The sequence below is a fragment of the Vibrio rarus genome, assembly GCF_024347075.1.
GTDB lineage: Bacteria > Pseudomonadota > Gammaproteobacteria > Enterobacterales > Vibrionaceae > Vibrio > Vibrio rarus.
In genome coordinates, this window is the sequence record NZ_AP024901.1 from 709,948 (window position 1) to 726,988 (window position 17,041).

At 40.9% G+C, this 17,041-nt stretch carries 15 protein-coding genes; 12 read left to right on the plus strand and 3 right to left on the minus strand.

Features of this window, described 5'->3' with window-relative positions; all coding sequences use genetic code 11:
* The first annotated feature begins 361 nt into the window (after positions 1 to 361).
* The gene (locus tag OCU56_RS16200) at positions 362 to 847 is read left to right on the plus strand and encodes an arginine repressor (RefSeq protein ID WP_261874972.1); all 486 of its coding nucleotides are present in this window, start codon (positions 362 to 364) and stop codon (positions 845 to 847) included.
* Between the two features lie 178 nt (positions 848 to 1,025).
* Positions 1,026 to 2,084 (plus strand): DUF3541 domain-containing protein, encoded by a 1,059-nt coding sequence (locus tag OCU56_RS16205; RefSeq protein ID WP_261874973.1) that lies wholly within the window; start codon positions 1,026 to 1,028, stop codon positions 2,082 to 2,084.
* A gap of 56 nt (positions 2,085 to 2,140) precedes the next feature.
* On the opposite strand, the gene OCU56_RS16210 is transcribed toward OCU56_RS16205, so the two are convergent.
* Entirely contained in the window at positions 2,141 to 2,329 is a 189-nt protein-coding gene (locus tag OCU56_RS16210; protein WP_261874974.1) for a hypothetical protein, read from the minus strand.
* A gap of 268 nt (positions 2,330 to 2,597) precedes the next feature.
* A complete protein-coding gene (gene hpf, locus OCU56_RS16215) occupies positions 2,598 to 2,954 on the minus strand; it encodes a ribosome hibernation-promoting factor, HPF/YfiA family (RefSeq protein WP_261874975.1) in 357 nt (118 codons plus the stop codon).
* 624 nt (positions 2,955 to 3,578) lie between these two features.
* On the opposite strand from hpf, the gene OCU56_RS16220 reads away from it, so the two are divergent.
* From OCU56_RS16220 to OCU56_RS16265, 10 genes are all read left to right on the plus strand, one after another.
* Entirely contained in the window at positions 3,579 to 5,657 is a 2,079-nt protein-coding gene (locus OCU56_RS16220; RefSeq protein ID WP_261874976.1) for a DUF4962 domain-containing protein, read from the plus strand.
* Between the two features lie 316 nt (positions 5,658 to 5,973).
* Positions 5,974 to 6,867 (plus strand): LysR family transcriptional regulator, encoded by an 894-nt coding sequence (locus OCU56_RS16225; RefSeq protein WP_261874977.1) that lies wholly within the window; start codon positions 5,974 to 5,976, stop codon positions 6,865 to 6,867.
* A gap of 125 nt (positions 6,868 to 6,992) precedes the next feature.
* Positions 6,993 to 7,421: a universal stress protein gene (locus tag OCU56_RS16230; protein WP_261874978.1), complete on the plus strand. Its 429-nt coding sequence runs from the start codon at positions 6,993 to 6,995 to the stop codon at positions 7,419 to 7,421.
* 230 nt (positions 7,422 to 7,651) lie between these two features.
* On the plus strand, positions 7,652 to 9,277 hold the full coding sequence (locus tag OCU56_RS16235; RefSeq protein WP_261874979.1) for a phosphoethanolamine transferase: 1,626 nt from the start codon (positions 7,652 to 7,654) through the stop codon (positions 9,275 to 9,277).
* 522 nt (positions 9,278 to 9,799) lie between these two features.
* Positions 9,800 to 10,759, plus strand: coding sequence for a TRAP transporter substrate-binding protein (locus OCU56_RS16240; RefSeq protein ID WP_261874980.1), 960 nt, complete (start codon positions 9,800 to 9,802; stop codon positions 10,757 to 10,759).
* 74 nt (positions 10,760 to 10,833) lie between these two features.
* The gene (locus OCU56_RS16245; protein WP_261874981.1) at positions 10,834 to 11,337 is read left to right on the plus strand and encodes a TRAP transporter small permease; all 504 of its coding nucleotides are present in this window, start codon (positions 10,834 to 10,836) and stop codon (positions 11,335 to 11,337) included.
* Position 11,338: 1 nt separating this feature from the next.
* Entirely contained in the window at positions 11,339 to 12,643 is a 1,305-nt protein-coding gene (locus OCU56_RS16250) for a TRAP transporter large permease (protein ID WP_261874982.1), read from the plus strand.
* A 458-nt stretch (positions 12,644 to 13,101) separates the two neighbouring features.
* Positions 13,102 to 14,061: a TRAP transporter substrate-binding protein gene (locus OCU56_RS16255; protein WP_261874983.1), complete on the plus strand. Its 960-nt coding sequence runs from the start codon at positions 13,102 to 13,104 to the stop codon at positions 14,059 to 14,061.
* An 81-nt stretch (positions 14,062 to 14,142) separates the two neighbouring features.
* Positions 14,143 to 14,643: a TRAP transporter small permease gene (locus tag OCU56_RS16260; RefSeq protein WP_261874984.1), complete on the plus strand. Its 501-nt coding sequence runs from the start codon at positions 14,143 to 14,145 to the stop codon at positions 14,641 to 14,643.
* A gap of 1 nt (position 14,644) precedes the next feature.
* Positions 14,645 to 15,949 (plus strand): TRAP transporter large permease, encoded by a 1,305-nt coding sequence (locus OCU56_RS16265; protein WP_261874985.1) that lies wholly within the window; start codon positions 14,645 to 14,647, stop codon positions 15,947 to 15,949.
* A 143-nt stretch (positions 15,950 to 16,092) separates the two neighbouring features.
* On the opposite strand, the gene OCU56_RS16270 is transcribed toward OCU56_RS16265, so the two are convergent.
* Positions 16,093 to 16,992, minus strand: coding sequence for a DMT family transporter (locus OCU56_RS16270; RefSeq protein ID WP_261874986.1), 900 nt, complete (start codon positions 16,990 to 16,992; stop codon positions 16,093 to 16,095).
* Between the last annotated feature and the right edge of the window lie 49 nt (positions 16,993 to 17,041).

Below are 17,041 nucleotides of genomic sequence, written 5' to 3' on the forward strand. Positions count from 1 at the left end.
GACACTAGATGCGTTCATTTATACCTCGCATTTATGTAACGGATTGCATAGATGCGGTATCAAACTCGATTTGACCTTCAAAATTGCAAGGTAAATATTCAATAATGAAAACTACTATTTAGAGCGATATAACCAACTGAGGCATTGACTTGGCGTATATCTCTCTATAATAAATCATCTGTGTTAGTGAAACAGAACTCATAAATGTGAGCAATAAAACAGCAAATAATTATGCAACCTACTGAATAACAATGCATTGTTATTCTCATAAGGTGATCTTGTTCATATATTGCCCTTAGCTTCAGTGATAATATCCGTCGCCTGTTAGTAAATCTGATTTACCATCTAGAAAAGGATCTCTATGGATAACAGTTCAAACTTGGCACGTATTCCCAGTCAAGCGCGCTCTCTGGAGTGTGTATGCAAACAATTACTTCAAAGCAATAGCTTCCATAATCAAAGTGAACTAAGACAAAGTTTAATTGAGCATGGTTTTCCTGGCATCAGCCAATCCACAGTTTCTCGCCTATTATGCCAACTTGGTGTCATTAAAGTCCCTAATTCATTAGGGAAAAAAGTGTATTATCTGACGCCAGAAAGTAGCCCGATACGCTTTAACTCTTCTATTGCTTCTCAAATTGAATCGATTGAAAATAATAAATCCATGATCGTTGTGAAAACGAAGCCTGGCAGTGCACAACTGATTGCTCGATTGATTGATTTTGACTCTGATGCTGCAATTTTAGGTTCTGTTGCCGGTGACGATACAGTGCTTGTTATTCCAGCGGATGTGGACAATATTGCGCCGTGTAGGGCTCTGTTGAGCAAAATACTTAACTTTCATTAATTTGTAGAGCGTAATACCACAATATTCAAAGGTTTATCGAACACCCCAACATCTGCTATATTGCACTTACTCTATACCTTATATAGTCATCATCTAAACTAGAATGTATTCATAGTTTTCATCGATTATAGGCAATAAACGCATGAAAAAAGTGGCTTCGACCTTGCTATGCATAGCAATGATAATATTTTGTGGTCTTTCTCTTTACCCATTGATTGCAGATAATGCTTCACAAACTGATCAGTTTGAAGCCAATACTATTAAGCACAATTACGAACAAGGTCTGTTTACTTTATCCCCTTATAAGCAAACTCATTTTGGGTTAAGAATGTTTCGCCAAACACATGACCCTAAATACCAAATTCTTGTTCAAGAAGATATCGCCAATATCTCCATAAAACTGAATCAATTTTCCAGTGACATGGTTTCAGAAGAAACCATGTCAAAATATGCCACACAAAAATTAGCGGATTACCACCAGAGTAACGATGAGCGCAGCACCAGACGCGTTAACACTATTCAAGATAACCCGGCCTATGTGTATTTAGGTCTTGATCTTCTGCGCTATATGGCGCGAATCGATGACTATGGACTGCAACACAGCAATAATGCCAAATTCCGCCAACGACTTTTGCATTATCCATTTGCCGAACTGTTTACCAATAAAATTATGGTGCAAGCTTGGGCGGCCCAACTGGCGAATCAAGCCTATTGGTTAAAGCAATTGCAACTGGGAGATTATGTAGCACTCTTTACCCAAACCCTCCAACACACCTACCCTGATAATGAAGATCACCTATTATCTGCTCAGCAATACCAAAACAAACTGTATGGCATGACACATCTCATCATCGCTGACTCTAACTATTATCAAAAACAGGTAAAAGAGGCCGATCACCCTTGGGTATTTCATTACTTTAGAACTCATATCGACCGTATTATTAGTGACACTAAACAAGATATTATTGCAGAGGTCGGCATCAGTTTCTTATTGGCGGGGTTGCAAGATGATCCGGTTGTCTACAAGACGAGACAAGCCATTAAACAAGCCATCAATCCACAAGCAAAATTAGTCCCTTCAGTCACGGGGAGTACGGACTTTAGTCATGGCGAGCATCGTAATGTGCTGGCCATCATGTTGTTGGATTGGCATGCGCCTACCTTGGGTCCAAATACCACCACCACACCACAACTGTTTGAAAGCTTGCCGTTTGGCTTGCAACGAAAACAGAATTAGCCTGATGGCAGGCTAAAAGCAGACTCAAGAGCGGGTAATGAATAGGATTATATGACTTACCCCCCTATAGGAAGAGTCTGGGGCGCGGCATCTATTAATTGATCCATTTCTCTAATGGCAGAAATGGCATTATGTAACTCTATAAATAGGTAGCCAAAAGCGGCTATCACAAAAATTAAGACCAATAGAGAGCCCCAATTTTTCTTGAACTCTTTTTTTAGACTTAATTCATTATGCATAGACATCTTAATCCTTTGATTTTGCTAATAAATAGTTAATACACTAGGGAAAATGTTAATATGCAATTAAATGTTATGATATTGGCACCTGCCAAATATGTGAGCTTGGTTTCTGCAATTTGTACAGGCTGTTATTGTTATCACAGTAATACAAATCACACTAAGTAAGTGATCAGAAATAGCGCAGCAGATACCCGTTAATCAAAGCAAAAAAAACCAGCATTGGCATGCTGGCTTTACGATCTAATCAAGATTTATCATTTTTTAGGTTGGATTAAACCAATTTCATTTCCTGAATGATATCTGATGCGATTTCTGGTTTCGTGCTGGTTGGCTTTTCATGTAAGTCTGATTTCAACTGCCCTTTACGGTTTTTAAGCCCCGCTTCGAGTTTTTTGATAGCGGCAGTAATGCTTGGATACATGATTTCACTGACGGATTTCGCGGTGACTCTTACACCTTCATAGTTAGTGAAAATCTCAACTTCATGCTGACCATGTTGTTTAGTAATAATGATGTCGCAACTGATCAATTGCGGGAAGTGATTGGTTAGCTTTGCAAATTTGCTTTCAATCTCTACTCGTGAATCTTCGGTAATGGATACATGATGTGTTTGAATATTTACTTTCATTTCGTTTACCTTTTTTATCACTCTATGGATTAAACTTAGCAAAGGATGCCTGTTTAACCAAGGTCTCTCCAAGACATCTGTGATTCACTTCCTTGTAATGAAATTTTCTTCTCGCTACCCCTTGAATAACGAAACCGTCGGCAGAATATATTGGTCTCAAAAGGTCAGTTTGCTTGTTAAAGCGAATAAAATGCCTCACGGATAGGCAAGCTCATGTACGCAACAAAATGTAAGCATATGTGTATAAGCGCTATGAATGGGTTGCTGTGTTTTATTGCTCCCATTGTCATTTGTTATAATTTCCCCCCGCAACATAAAGTCATACTAATACCCCAAGATTTTTTGCCAAACCGCATGCTATAAAGGATTTTATCGCCATATTTAGCGTATAAAGGTACCCCCTAACCTGACAAAGTAGGCTGTAAGTTTACGTAATTGTAACTTGATTTAACAAACGATAGACCACCGCGACACGACATGATAAAAAACCCGACCTGCGGAGGCTGTCACAAAATAGATATTTTCTAAAAAAGCCCATCGAGTTCAACAGCTAATTGTATTACAATAAGTTTTATAGAATTATATTTGTTCCCCCACACTACGATTTTTCACGGGAGTTCGTAAATGAGCAACGAAAAAGCGCTTGATGCTATCAGAAGAATAAAACTAGAGAATGATACGTCAGCAGGTAACCTAGTTGATCTTCTACCTATTGAAGTACAAAAAAGAGACTTTGACCTTTCATTTCTAGACACACTTTCAGAAGCACGTCCTCGTCTTCTTGTACAAGGTGCAGACCTTGCAGACTTTAAAGCAAAAGTTAAAGCTGATCCTTCTTACTGCATGTACGACGATTTCATCAAGAATTCTACAGAGAAATTCTATGAAACAGCACCATTTGAAGAGCCTCAAGCATACCCACCAGAAACAGTAGATAAAGCCTCTCTTTGGCGTCCTTACTGGCGTCAAATGTACGTTGATTGCCAAATGGCAATGAACGCAACTCGTAACCTATCTATTGCTGGTATTGTTAACGAAGACGACGCTCTTATTGCAAAAGCAAAAGCTTGGACTCTTAAACTCGCTACATACGATCCAGAAGGCGTGACATCTCGTGGTTACAACGATGAAGCCGCTTTCCGCGTAATTGCAGCTATGGCTTGGGGTTACGACTGGTTGAACGCACACTTCACTGATGAAGAGCGTGAAATTGTTAAAAATGCATTGATCACTCGCCTTGACGAAATCATGCACCACCTTAAAGTGACGGTTGATCTACTGAACAACCCACTTAACAGCCACGGTGTTCGTTCAATTTCTTCTGCTATTATCCCAACGTGTATCGCGCTTTACCACGATCACCCTAAAGCAGGCGAATACATCGCATACGCACTAGAATACTACGCAGTACACTACCCACCATGGGGCGGTGAAGACGGCGGTTGGGCTGAAGGTCCTGACTACTGGAACACACAAACTGCATTCCTAGGTGAAGCATTTGACCTATTGAAAGCTTACTGTGGTGTAGACATGTTTAACAAAACATTCTACGAAAACACCGGTGACTTCCCACTATACTGCATGCCAGTTCACTCTAAGCGCGCCAGCTTCTGTGACCAGTCTTCAATTGGTGATTTCCCAGGTCTTAAATTGGCTTACAACATCAAGCATTACGCGGGTGTTAACCAAAAACCTGAATACGTTTGGTACTACAACCAACTTAAAGCGCGTGACACTGAAGCGCACACTAAATTCTACAACTTCGGTTGGTGGGACTTTGGTTACGACGATCTTCGCTTTAACATCCTTTGGGATGCACCAGAAGAGCAAGCGCCATCAAATGATCCATTGTTGAAAGTATTCCCAATCACAGGTTGGGCTGCATTCCACAACAAGATGACTGAGCGCGAAGAACACATCCATATGGTATTTAAGTGTTCTCCATTTGGCTCTATTAGCCACTCTCATGGTGACCAAAACGCATTTACTCTACATGCATTTGGCGAAACACTTGCGTCTGTTACTGGCTACTACGGTGGTTTCGGTGTGGACATGCATACTAAATGGCGTCGTCATACGTTCTCTAAAAACCTTCCTCTATTCGGTGGTAAAGGTCAGTACGGCGAGAACAAAAACACCAAGTTTGAAGGTCACCAAGACCGTTTCTGTATCGAAGCAGGTGGTAACATCACCGATTACGATACTGAATCAGATATCAAAATGGTTGAAGGCGATGCAACAGCATCATACAAATTCTTTGTTCCAGAAATCGAATCTTACAAACGTAAAGTTTGGTTTGTACAAGGTAAAGTATTTGTAATGCAAGACAAGGCAACACTTTCTGAAGAGAAAGACATGACTTGGCTAATGCACACAACTTTCACTAACGAAGTCGCTGACAAGTCATTCACTATCCGTGGTGAAAACGCGCATCTTGATGTGAACTTCATCAACGAATCTGCAGACAACATCACTTCTGTGAAGAATGTTGAAGGCTTCGGTGAAGTTGACCCATACGAATTTAAAGATCTTGAAGTTCACCGTCACGTTGAAGTGGAATTCAAAGCGTCTAAAGAGCACAATATTCTGACTCTACTTGTTCCTAATAAGAACAAGGGTGAGCAAATTGAAGTGTCTCATAAATTAGTAGGTAATACTCTAGAGCTCACTGTAGACGGCGAAACAGCGACTATCGAACTTTAATTTTCGTTAGTATGCACTAAATAGCAAAAGGCCCTAGATTCTTGATTTAGGGCCTTTTTTGTATATAAATGTAGTTACACTTATAATACCAATCACACTAAGTAAGTGTTCAGAAATAGCGCAGGAAAAAATCTCGAAAACAAGGCAGAATTTTCGATAAGTCGTTATTCTACAATCAAAAATTGTAACGCAGTTATCGAGTATTTTAACAAGCTAGAATGACCCGTTATTGAGTACCACTGGTATCATTCGAAACTTTGCTTCGAGTGAAGTATGTTTAAAAATAGTCTGCAATACGTCAATGCTAAGGAATAGAATGGCTAAGCACTTTGATAATTTTTATATCTTTTGTCAGGTAGTAAAACTGGGCAGCATGAAAGCGGCCAGTGAAGAACTGGAGATTCCCTTATCAACGGTGAGTAGGCGTATTTCCTCCTTAGAAGATGATGTTAACGCACGATTATTTATCCGCTCTAAAACAAACTTATACCCCACCAGTACCGGTGAGCAATATTATCAACGCTTAGCGCCACACTACCTCAACCTTGCTGAAGAAATTGATAATATTAACAATGATAAAAATGACATCTCAGGTAAAGTGTCTATCGACTGTACCGATTTTGTTTATCACTATTTTATAAAAAAGCAGATCGAAGAACTGCTTATCAAATACCCTAAACTTAAACTTAAGTTTATTCCCGCAACAGATACCTCAGCTTTAGACCCTGATGCAGATATTGGAGTGTTGGTAGGCGATCTACCCGATAGTAATCTCATTGCCAAAAAACTCATGTCCATTGACGTCAAAGTGGTGGCTTCTCCTAATTTCGTCACCTCTGCCCCACAAACCCTCTCCCAACTCAAAGAGTTGGATTATATCGGCCATTTACAACATCAGCTCATCACAGGGTATAACACTAAATTGCAAAACCTTGAGACAGTGAAACTATACCCAAAAGTGTCACTGGCCAGCGCGCAATCGGTAGTAGAAATGGCAGAAAACAACTTAGGCTTTGCTTTTGTCACTGAGTTCATTGCAGAAGAAGCGTTGCAAGAAGGCCGCCTTGTAGAGTGGATGACCGATTATGAGTTTCCCCATCGGGATATCTCGTTAGTTTATCGATACCGCACCCGAAAAACCAATGCACAACAAGTAGTTATCGATGCCATTGTGGCCGGATTTAACGAATATAAGACACGCCTAACGTAAAGTTGATCACATTATCCTTATTAAATTTAAGGTTAAGGTCGTTATGCGAGCTCTATTGCACTCTTTTTAATAAAAAGTGGCTATGCTTTAACCAGTACTAACACTAAAAGCAATAGGGTGCCGTTATGAAATACCAACACATTCTAGTCGCTCTAGAGTTATCAGAAGACAGTAAGGTTCTTATCCATAGGGCTAGTATTCTGGCTGATATACTTGGAGCTGATGTTTCATTTGTTCACATCGATGGTTCACATGGTGAGATATATCCAGACTTAGTTGATATTCAAGTCGATAAGCAGGAACCTCCCATCAAACGAGCAGCGCTACAACAATTAAAACAAATCACCGACTCCACAGACCTCCCCATTAAGCACTTTTTAATTGGTACGGGAGATCTTAGTGACAAATTAGCTAACACCATTGCAGAATTTGATATCGATCTTTTGATTTGTGGTCATCATCATGATTTTTGGAGCCGTATTATTTCTTACTCTAAACATCTTATCCACGCCTCACCTATCGATATTTTGGTCGTTCCATTAGAAGGCCAGTAACCCTCCCTTAACACGCCTTAACAATACCAAGTAGGAGCAAAGCCTACTTGGTCAGTAACATGAGCCCATTCAGGGCAATAGAAACGTTAAAATGCACCTTATACCATCGTCCTAAATAACTATAATTATTAAAACTTAGTTTTATGCTTATGATTTTTCAGCTAAGTTTATGATTTTGCGACATACTGAAGCATAAAGAAATAGAGTTAGTGTTGTATAGAGGTCATTTGATGAAGATACTCACACGTTTGATAACGCCACAATACCGCCTTATATGGCTTTGCGCGGTGCTTTTTTCAGCTTTGTTTAATTTCGCTTTCTTTAAACACTTTATTAAAGCCTTCCCTCTTTCTCAGGGAAATACCGCATTTGTTATCAGTGTCGCCATTTTTTTAGTCGCCGCACACGCATTGGTGTTTTCTCTATTGGGTGGACGTTTGTTCACTAAAATCGTTCTTATTTTGGGCTTTTTTATTGGCGCTAGTGCGGCGTACTTCTCATGGACCTATGGTGTGGTAATCGATACCACTATGCTACAGAACATGTGGCAAACTGATACCGCAGAGGCCTTTGGTTTGCTCTCCATTAAATTAGTGTTGGTCATGCTCATAGGCGCCGTATTACCCGCCTATCTTATTGGCAAAACATCCCTCAACTATCAATCTATTTGGCTAGAAATCCGTGCTAAAGCGCTGTCTATTGTTTTAGCACTCTTTATCATAGTGCTGGCATTGTTGCCCTTTTCTGCCAATTACGCCTCTTTCTTTCGTGAATACAAAAGCGTTCGGTTTTATTCAGCGCCGCTATTCCCTATTTATTCTTTCAGCAAGTTTTTTAAAACCGCCCATAAAGACTTATTAAAACCGGCTGAACAAATGATCAATGTCGTTCCTGACGCCAAAATTGAGCATAAAAACAGCAACAAACACAGCTTAATTGTATTAATTGTCGGTGAAACAGGTCGAGCAGATCACTTTTCATTAAATGGCTATCACAGACCCACCAATCCACAACTAAGCCAACGTAAAGGCGTTATCAGCTTTTCTCATATGACCAGTTGCGGCACGTCTACCGCGGTATCTGTACCTTGTATGTTTTCATCTGATCCCCGTCGTGATTTCGATAGCAAATCTATCTATAACAAACTCAATGTACTGGACACATTAAAAGAAAATAACGTAGCTGTGTTATGGCGCGACAATAACTCTTCATCAAAAGGGGTGGCTGAGCGTGTTGAATATCAATCGTATAAATCCTCAGATCTCAACACTATTTGTAACCCTGAGTGTCGCGATACGGGCATGCTAGTCGGCCTTGATGACTATGTAAAACAACATGCTAAGCAAGATATTGTGGTGGTATTGCACTCCATGGGCAGTCATGGGCCTGAATACTACAAACGTTACCCTGAAAAATTTGCTCAGTTCGCACCCGTTTGTAAGAGCAATCAGTTAGATAAGTGCTCCAGCGAGCAGATCATCAATGCTTATGACAATACGATTTTGTTTACTGATCACTTTATTGATCAAAGCATTGATTGGTTAGATACCTATTCTGGTCAATACGAGACCGCACTGCTGTACATTAGCGATCATGGGGAATCATTAGGTGAAGACGATATTTACTTGCATGGTATGCCTTATGCCTTTGCTCCTGAAGTGCAAAAACACGTGGCAGCTATCGCATGGCTCAATGACTCTTCCCCGTTTAAATACCAAGATGTCGTTAAAAATAAAGACCTACCTTTCAGTCAAGATAACTTTTATTGTTCTGTATTATCTTTATTAGAAGTGAACACCCATCATTGCTCACATAATGACTCTATTTTCTTTACTCAGGAAAACACCCAAAAATAGCGTTGTTTATTCAAACCAACCACTGACTTTTGCAAGCAAGCATCCACATCAGTCAGTGGCCAGATTTTACACTCACTATCGAACCTGCACTATTCACACCAGCTAATCTCTGCCAATTCGTCTTATCTATCACAGCACTTACTATGCACAGTCATGCATAGTAAATCACTCGCATCTTGAATATTTATCGATAGCAAACCTCACCAATAAATACTACTTAATAACAAGGAAGCGCATTCCCCTACTCATAAAAACCATGTTGAACATACACAGCAAACATTAAAAATGTCGATGTGACTCACTATAAAACCAAATTAGAAACCTTATTCCTCACTATTGAAACGCATTTCTGCAAGACAGATCACAAAAACCACACGCCATATCAGGCTTATTTCACAGTGTGATCCGAGTCATATTAAAAGCAATTTTGTAATATAAGATGACGAAACTACAAAAAGAGAAATCGCATTAATAAACGCTAATATCACATACTTAATCAAATCAAATATGAGGAATACTCAAATGAAAAAAGCTCTCGCAACTCTCGCTGTTGCATCAATTTTGGCAACGTTTGGCGTTAGCGCTAGAACGCTAACCCTTGGACATGCAATGAGCTTAGACAGTGCTGCTCACGCAGGTATGACTGTTTTTGCTGAAAAAGTGAAAGAAAAATCAGGCGGTGATCTTACTGTTAAGATTTTCCCTAATGGCATGCTAGGCTCAGAACGTGACCAAGCTGAGCAAGTGGTTACGGGTGCATTGGATATGGCCAAAATTAATGGTTCATTGGCTGAATCATTTGAGCCTACTTACAAAGCTATCTCTATTCCTTACCTATTCCGCGATACTGACCATATGCACAAATTCCTACGCAGTGATTCTGCGCAGAAATTGCTGATGTCTAGTAAAGGTAAAGGCTTCATTGGCCTCACTTTTTATGATTCAGGCTCTCGTAGCTTCTACAGTGCTAAACCTATTCACACTCCAGCGGATCTAGCAGGTTTAAAAATTCGCGTACCTGAATCCCCAACAATGATGGAAATGATTCGTCTCCTTGGCGCTCGCGCAACACCAGTACCATTTACTGAAGTGTACACAGCGCTACAACAAGGGGTTATTGACGCTGCAGAGAACAACATTTCAAGCCTTGTTGAAATGAGACACTCTGAAGTGGCTAAATTCTACGCTATGGACCAACACATGATGACACCGGATCTTATCATGATCTCTGAGTCTACTTGGGCTAGTTTAAATGCCAAACAGCAAAAAATCGTTAAAGAAGCTGCTACAGAATCTATGGAAGCTGAATTTAAGATTTGGGCTGAAACTGACGCGAAAAACATGAAAATCGGTAAAGATTCTGGAGTTACTTTCATCAAAGTAGATACCAGCAAATTCCGTGAAAAAGTGCTTCCTATGATTGAAGCTGCGAAAAAAGATGCGGCACTTAATCCTTATATTGACTCTATTGAAGCAATGTAAGTAAGTCCTCTCTTTTATCCTTTGCCCTCCTATTTGTGGAGGGCTTATTATTTGATCTTAACGTGGAGAAAAAGATGAACGCATTTTTTCGCCAATTTAAAACCTTTTTAGACAAGGCCATCCTTACCTTTTGTGGGTTTGCCATCGTCACCCTAGTGATTACGGTCACTTGGCAGGTATTTAGTCGCTATGTACTCAATGATCCAAGCTCATTTACCGATGAATTGGCTCGATACCTTATGATTTGGTTCGGCCTTGCCGGTGCCAGTTACCTATTTGGTAAAAACGGACACTTAGCTATCACTTTGTTTATTGACGCTATCAAAGCTAAGCATCGTAAATACGTTTATTTACTGATTAACTTAGTGTCAGCTTCATTTATTAGCATGGCAATGATCAAAGGGGGCTTATTATTAATGAGCCGCACTATGACGCAATTTTCACCAGCCCTACAAATTCCAATGGCATACGTGTACTGCATTTTGCCTTTATCTGGAATCTTGATGTTAATTTATCTCGCTCTCAATACTATTGAAGCATTTTCGTCTAACCATCAGTCTATAAGTGAGGGTGAATAAGATGGATATTTCTGTTGGATTTTGGCTACTGTGCCTATTTCTATTGCTCATTGCGTTTAGTATTCCTATCGCAGTTGCCATCGCCATGTCTTCATTGGTGATTATGTTATCTATCCTGCCTAGCAGCGTGGCATTCATGACCGCAGGTCAAAAAATCGTCACCGGGATAGACAGTTTTAGCTTACTCGCCATACCCTTCTTTATATTAGCGGGGAACATAATGAACCGTGGTGGTATTGCCACTCGCTTAGTTCAATTTGCTAAATTGTTGGTGGGACGCTTCCCTGGTGCCCTTTCTCATGTGAACGTACTGGCTAACATGCTATTTGGTTCTGTATCGGGTTCAGCAGTTGCGGCAGCTGCGGCAGTAGGTAAAACCCTAGAGCCTGAACTGGAAAAAGAAGGCTATGATAAGTCTTACTCTACCGCAGTGAACGTGGCTTCTTGCCCGGCGGGTCTGCTTATTCCACCAAGTAACTCTTTGATTGTTTTCTCTGTTGTGAGTGGCGGTACCTCCATTGCAGCTCTATTTATCGCCGGTTACGTACCTGGTATTTTAATGGGCCTTAGCTGTATGGTTGTGGCGTATATTATTGCCAAACGTAAAGGCTATAAAAGTGCTCCTGTTCAGCATACCCTTCGCGAAAAACTTCTTATTACATGGCGCGCAGTGCCAAGTATGGGCTTAGTTCTTATCGTTATTGGTGGCATCATTGGTGGTATTTTTACCGCAACGGAAGGGGCGTGTATCGCCGTTCTCTACTCATTTATCTTATCGCTCTGTTATCGCACCTTAGGTGTCAAAGAGTTGCGAATGATTTGTGTAGAAACCGCTGAAATTACCGGCATCATGCTATTTTTGATCGGGGCGTCTACCATCATGTCTTGGGCAATGGCATTTACTGGTCTACCAAGCATGATCAGTCAATGGATGCTATCTATCTCAGATAACCCAATTATTATCTTTATCTTAATGAACATTATCCTATTGATTGTAGGTATGTTTATGGACTTAACTCCAGCGGTATTGATTTTCACTCCAATCTTCATGCCAATTGCAACTCAGTTAGGAATGCACCCTATCCACTTTGCAATGATGATGATCTTCAACTTATGTATTGGTATCGCCACCCCACCTGTGGGTACTGCGTTATTTGTTGGTTGTAGTGTCAGTGGTGCGAAAATTGAAAGTGTTATTAAATCAATATTGCCGTTCTGTGCCGTTTTGATTGTCACACTGCTATTAATCACATTTATTCCTGAAATTAGCTTAGCGCTACCAAGAGCATTTGGCTTAATTAAGTAATAAAACAAGATGGCTATGAGAAATATCTCATAGCCATCTTTCAAATAAATATGCACTTATAACCTCATTAATCACCTCGCGACTTAATAACAAGACAACGTCTTCCTCCACATATAATATTGCTTCTTTTTATCTTTCTATTTCTATTTTGCTTGATTGTCATTTAAGGCTTAGCCGGATCCCATTGGCGACTTTGTACTAAATCTCCGCAAAAAGTCACTAAAAATCATCTAAATCGCTAAATCACAAAACGCTCACTTTGATTTTCATTGTTGCAGATACTGTTTGTGATGGCTGGCACAAAAAAACCACAATAATTCATTGTTACTTTGTTGTGTGAGCTAAATCCGAGAAATCACACAATTGTCATATAAGATGATATAAAACCACTTGCTTATAGGGTGAGTGGTTTTTCATCTTATTTGAATAACTACCCACACAAAAGTAAGGACAATGATATGAAGAAAGCTCTTGCAACACTTGCAGTCGCTTCTGTTCTCGCAGCGTTTGGCGTCAATGCAAAAACGCTGACTCTAGGGCACGCAATGAATTTGGATAGCGCAGCTCACGCTGGTATGGTTATTTTTGCTGACAAAGTTAAAGAGAAGTCTGGCGGCGATCTCAACGTTAAAATTTTTCCAAATGGCATGTTAGGCTCTGAACGCGACCAAGCTGAGCAAGTGGTTACGGGTGCATTGGATATGGCGAAAATTAATGGTTCATTAGCCGAATCATTTGAGCCAACCTATAAAGCCATTTCTATTCCTTACCTTTTCCGCAACGTGGATCACATGCACACCTTCTTACGTAGCGATTCAGCTGAAAAACTGCTGATGTCGAGTAAAGGCAAAGGCTTTATCGGTCTCACTTTTTACGATTCAGGCTCTCGTAGCTTCTACAGTGCTAAACCTATTCACTCACCGGATGACCTAGCGGGTCTCAAAATTCGTGTACCTGAATCACCAACAATGATGGAAATGATTCGTCTTCTTGGTGCTCGCGCCACACCGGTACCATTTACTGAAGTGTATACCGCACTGCAACAAGGGGTCATTGATGCGGCTGAGAACAACATTTCAAGCCTGGTGGAAATGAAGCACTCTGAAGTGGCTAAATTTTATGCCATGGACCAACACATGATGACACCGGATCTGATCATGATCTCCGAGTCTACATGGGGAAGTCTAAGCCCTGAGCAACAAAAAATTGTTAAAGAAGCTGCCACAGAATCTATGGAAGAAGAGTTCAAGATCTGGGCTGCAACTGACGCGAAAAACATGAAAATTGCTAAAGAGTCTGGGGTAACTTTCATTGAAGTGGATACCAGCAAATTCCGTGAAAAAGTACTACCTATGATTGAAGGTGCGAAAAAAGATGCGGCACTGAAACCTTATATCGATGCCATTGAAGGTATGTAATTAAGACCTCTTTTAATAGTGTTTGCCCTCCCTCTTGGAGGGCTTATTTTTTGATTTTGCTGTTCTTGACGTGGAGGAAAGATGTACTCATTTTTACGTCAGTTTAAAACCTTGTTAGACAAAGCGGTGCTTACCTTTTGCGGTTTTGCCATAGTCACTCTTGTAATAACGGTCACTTGGCAGGTTTTTAGTCGCTATGTACTCAACGATCCGAGCTCATTTACCGACGAATTAGCTCGATACCTTATGATTTGGTTTGGTCTTGCTGGTGCCAGTTATCTCTTTGGTAAAAATGGCCATCTGGCGATAACCCTCTTTAGTAATGCCATTAAAACACCACATCGTAAATACGTGCATTTACTTATTAACTTAGTTTCCGCTTCGTTTATCAGTATGGCGATGCTAAAAGGTGGAGTGCTATTGATGAGTCGCACCATGACCCAATTCTCTCCAGCTTTACAAATACCTATGGCATACGTTTACTGCATATTGCCCATATCAGGCACTCTGATGTTAATTTATCTTGCCCTCAATACTGTTGAGGTATTTACCCCTAACAAGTCTGTAAGCGAGGGCAAATAGTATGGATATTTCTATTGGATTTTGGCTGCTGTGCCTGTTTCTATTGTTAATTGCATTTAGCATTCCTATTGCGGTAGCCATCGCCATGTCTTCACTGGTGATCATGCTATCCATTCTGCCAAGCAATGTCGCTTTTATGACCGCAGGTCAGAAAATCGTCACCGGGATAGACAGTTTTAGTTTACTCGCCATCCCCTTCTTTATATTAGCTGGCAATATTATGAACCGTGGTGGCATCGCCAATCGGTTGGTTCAGTTTGCTAAATTATTAGTGGGACGTTTCCCAGGAGCCCTTTCTCATGTAAACGTACTGGCAAACATGCTGTTTGGTTCTGTATCAGGCTCAGCGGTAGCCGCCGCTGCAGCCGTAGGTAAAACCTTAGAGCCGGAGCTAGAAAAAGAAGGCTATGACAAGTCTTACTCCACTGCGGTTAACGTGGCTTCTTGCCCGGCAGGTTTGCTTATTCCACCTAGTAACTCATTGATTGTATTCTCTGTTGTAAGTGGTGGCACCTCCATTGCAGCCCTATTCATTGCCGGATACGTGCCGGGAATTTTAATGGGCCTTAGCTGTATGGTAGTGGCGTATATCATTGCCAAACGCAAGGGCTATAAAAGTGCACCACAATCACTGACTTTACGTGAAAAATTAGTCATCACTTGGCGCGCAGTCCCAAGTATGGGTTTAGTTGTCGTCGTTATTGGCGGCATCATTGGCGGTATCTTTACTGCAACGGAAGGGGCATGTATTGCGGTGCTGTACTCGTTTATCTTATCCCTTTGTTATCGAACGTTAGGTAGCAAAGAGTTGCGAATGATCTGTGTGGAAACCGCTGAAATTACCGGCATCATGCTGTTTTTAATTGGGGCGTCTACCATTATGTCTTGGGCTATGGCCTTTACTGGCCTACCAAGTATGATCAGTGAGTGGATGCTGTCGATTTCTGATAACCCTATCGCTATCTTTATCCTAATGAACATAATCTTATTGATTGTAGGCATGTTTATGGATTTAACCCCAGCGGTATTGATTTTCACCCCTATCTTCATGCCGATTGCCACTCAACTGGGTATGCATCCGGTGCACTTTGCCATGATGATGATTTTTAACTTGTGTATTGGTATTGCCACACCGCCGGTGGGTACAGCGCTATTTGTCGGTTGTAGTGTCAGTGGTGCCAGAATTGAGAGTGTTATCCGATCCATACTGCCATTTTGTGCAGTATTGATTATGACACTCCTTCTCATCACCTTTGTCCCAGCAATCAGCCTTGCATTACCACAAGCATTTGGATTGATTAAGTAACATGACTAGGCCCTACACAATTTAGGGCCTAGTTCTCAGAACCTTACATCTCAGTGGATCAACGACTCATACCATTAATCACACTCAGTAAGTGATCAGAAGTAGCGCAGTAAAAATGCTCGATACCACGCTAGAATGACCCATTATTTAGTACAATTGGTATCACTGCGTTTGCGATTACCAACCACATTAATCAATGCACCCGTCACAATTAAGCTACCGCCAATATATGTCCACATAGACGGTATTTCATTGAACACCCACACTCCTAGCAATGCAGAAAAAACAATCTGCACATAAGAATACGCCGACGCTTTGCCAGCATCTTGTGTTTGCATCGCCCTAGTTAATCCGTATTGGCCTATTTGCGTGAAAACACCAACCAAAACCAAAATCAAAGTGATAAATGCACTGGGCCACACAAAATCATGCCAAATAAGTAAGCTGGACACCGGCAACGCCACCAGCGGGAAATAAAAAATAATGACCGAGCTGTCTTCTGTTTGGCTAAGTTTTCGCACAATGATATAAGCGATAGAACTACCAAAAGCGCCGCATAACGCAATCATGATACTAAAAGGAGGTAAGTGTTGTGCGCCGTCTGCTATGCCCGGCTGAACCATAATCAGCAAACCAAGCAAACAAAAGGCAATGCAAATCATAGTAGATCGCTGAATACGCTCTTTAAGGAACAGTAGCCCCAATAGCGCTGTTGAAATAGGGTGAACATACTGCAAAATGGTGGCTTCTGCTAAGGGTAAAGTCGTCACCGCATAATAGACACACATCAAGGCACACGTGCCTACTACACCGCGTAACAACAACAGCGATTTATTATTGCCCCACACTGAGATTCGCTTACGTTTCACATCGATATAACTGATGATCAAAGAAACCAGCGCTCTGGCTGCCACAATTTCAAATACGGGGATCCCATAATTGCTGATGTATTTCACACACGCCGACATCAATGCAAAGCCGACCGCAGACAAAAGCATAAAACGAACCCCAACAGGGATCGGTGACAAAGAAAAGTGGTTCATAATTGATATTGGCTGATGCCATTAATTGGGGTAATGGGGCAAGTGTACG

What these genes read in the sequence shown, in the direction of transcription:
- OCU56_RS16210 (WP_261874974.1), bottom strand. Translation starts at nt 2,329, where the DNA reads ATGTCTATGCATAATGAATTAAGTCTAAAAAAAGAGTTCAAGAAAAAT.
- OCU56_RS16230 (WP_261874978.1), top strand. Translation starts at nt 6,993, where the DNA reads ATGAAATACCAACACATTCTAGTCGCTCTAGAGTTATCAGAAGACAGT.
- OCU56_RS16205 (WP_261874973.1), top strand. Translation starts at nt 1,026, where the DNA reads ATGATAATATTTTGTGGTCTTTCTCTTTACCCATTGATTGCAGATAAT.
- OCU56_RS16260 (WP_261874984.1), top strand. Translation starts at nt 14,143, where the DNA reads ATGTACTCATTTTTACGTCAGTTTAAAACCTTGTTAGACAAAGCGGTG.
- OCU56_RS16250 (WP_261874982.1), top strand. Translation starts at nt 11,339, where the DNA reads ATGGATATTTCTGTTGGATTTTGGCTACTGTGCCTATTTCTATTGCTC.
- OCU56_RS16255 (WP_261874983.1), top strand. Translation starts at nt 13,102, where the DNA reads ATGAAGAAAGCTCTTGCAACACTTGCAGTCGCTTCTGTTCTCGCAGCG.
- hpf (WP_261874975.1), bottom strand. Translation starts at nt 2,954, where the DNA reads ATGAAAGTAAATATTCAAACACATCATGTATCCATTACCGAAGATTCA.
- OCU56_RS16265 (WP_261874985.1), top strand. Translation starts at nt 14,645, where the DNA reads ATGGATATTTCTATTGGATTTTGGCTGCTGTGCCTGTTTCTATTGTTA.
- OCU56_RS16220 (WP_261874976.1), top strand. Translation starts at nt 3,579, where the DNA reads ATGAGCAACGAAAAAGCGCTTGATGCTATCAGAAGAATAAAACTAGAG.
- OCU56_RS16270 (WP_261874986.1), bottom strand. Translation starts at nt 16,992, where the DNA reads ATGAACCACTTTTCTTTGTCACCGATCCCTGTTGGGGTTCGTTTTATG.
- OCU56_RS16225 (WP_261874977.1), top strand. Translation starts at nt 5,974, where the DNA reads ATGGCTAAGCACTTTGATAATTTTTATATCTTTTGTCAGGTAGTAAAA.
- OCU56_RS16200 (WP_261874972.1), top strand. Translation starts at nt 362, where the DNA reads ATGGATAACAGTTCAAACTTGGCACGTATTCCCAGTCAAGCGCGCTCT.
- OCU56_RS16240 (WP_261874980.1), top strand. Translation starts at nt 9,800, where the DNA reads ATGAAAAAAGCTCTCGCAACTCTCGCTGTTGCATCAATTTTGGCAACG.
- OCU56_RS16235 (WP_261874979.1), top strand. Translation starts at nt 7,652, where the DNA reads ATGAAGATACTCACACGTTTGATAACGCCACAATACCGCCTTATATGG.
- OCU56_RS16245 (WP_261874981.1), top strand. Translation starts at nt 10,834, where the DNA reads ATGAACGCATTTTTTCGCCAATTTAAAACCTTTTTAGACAAGGCCATC.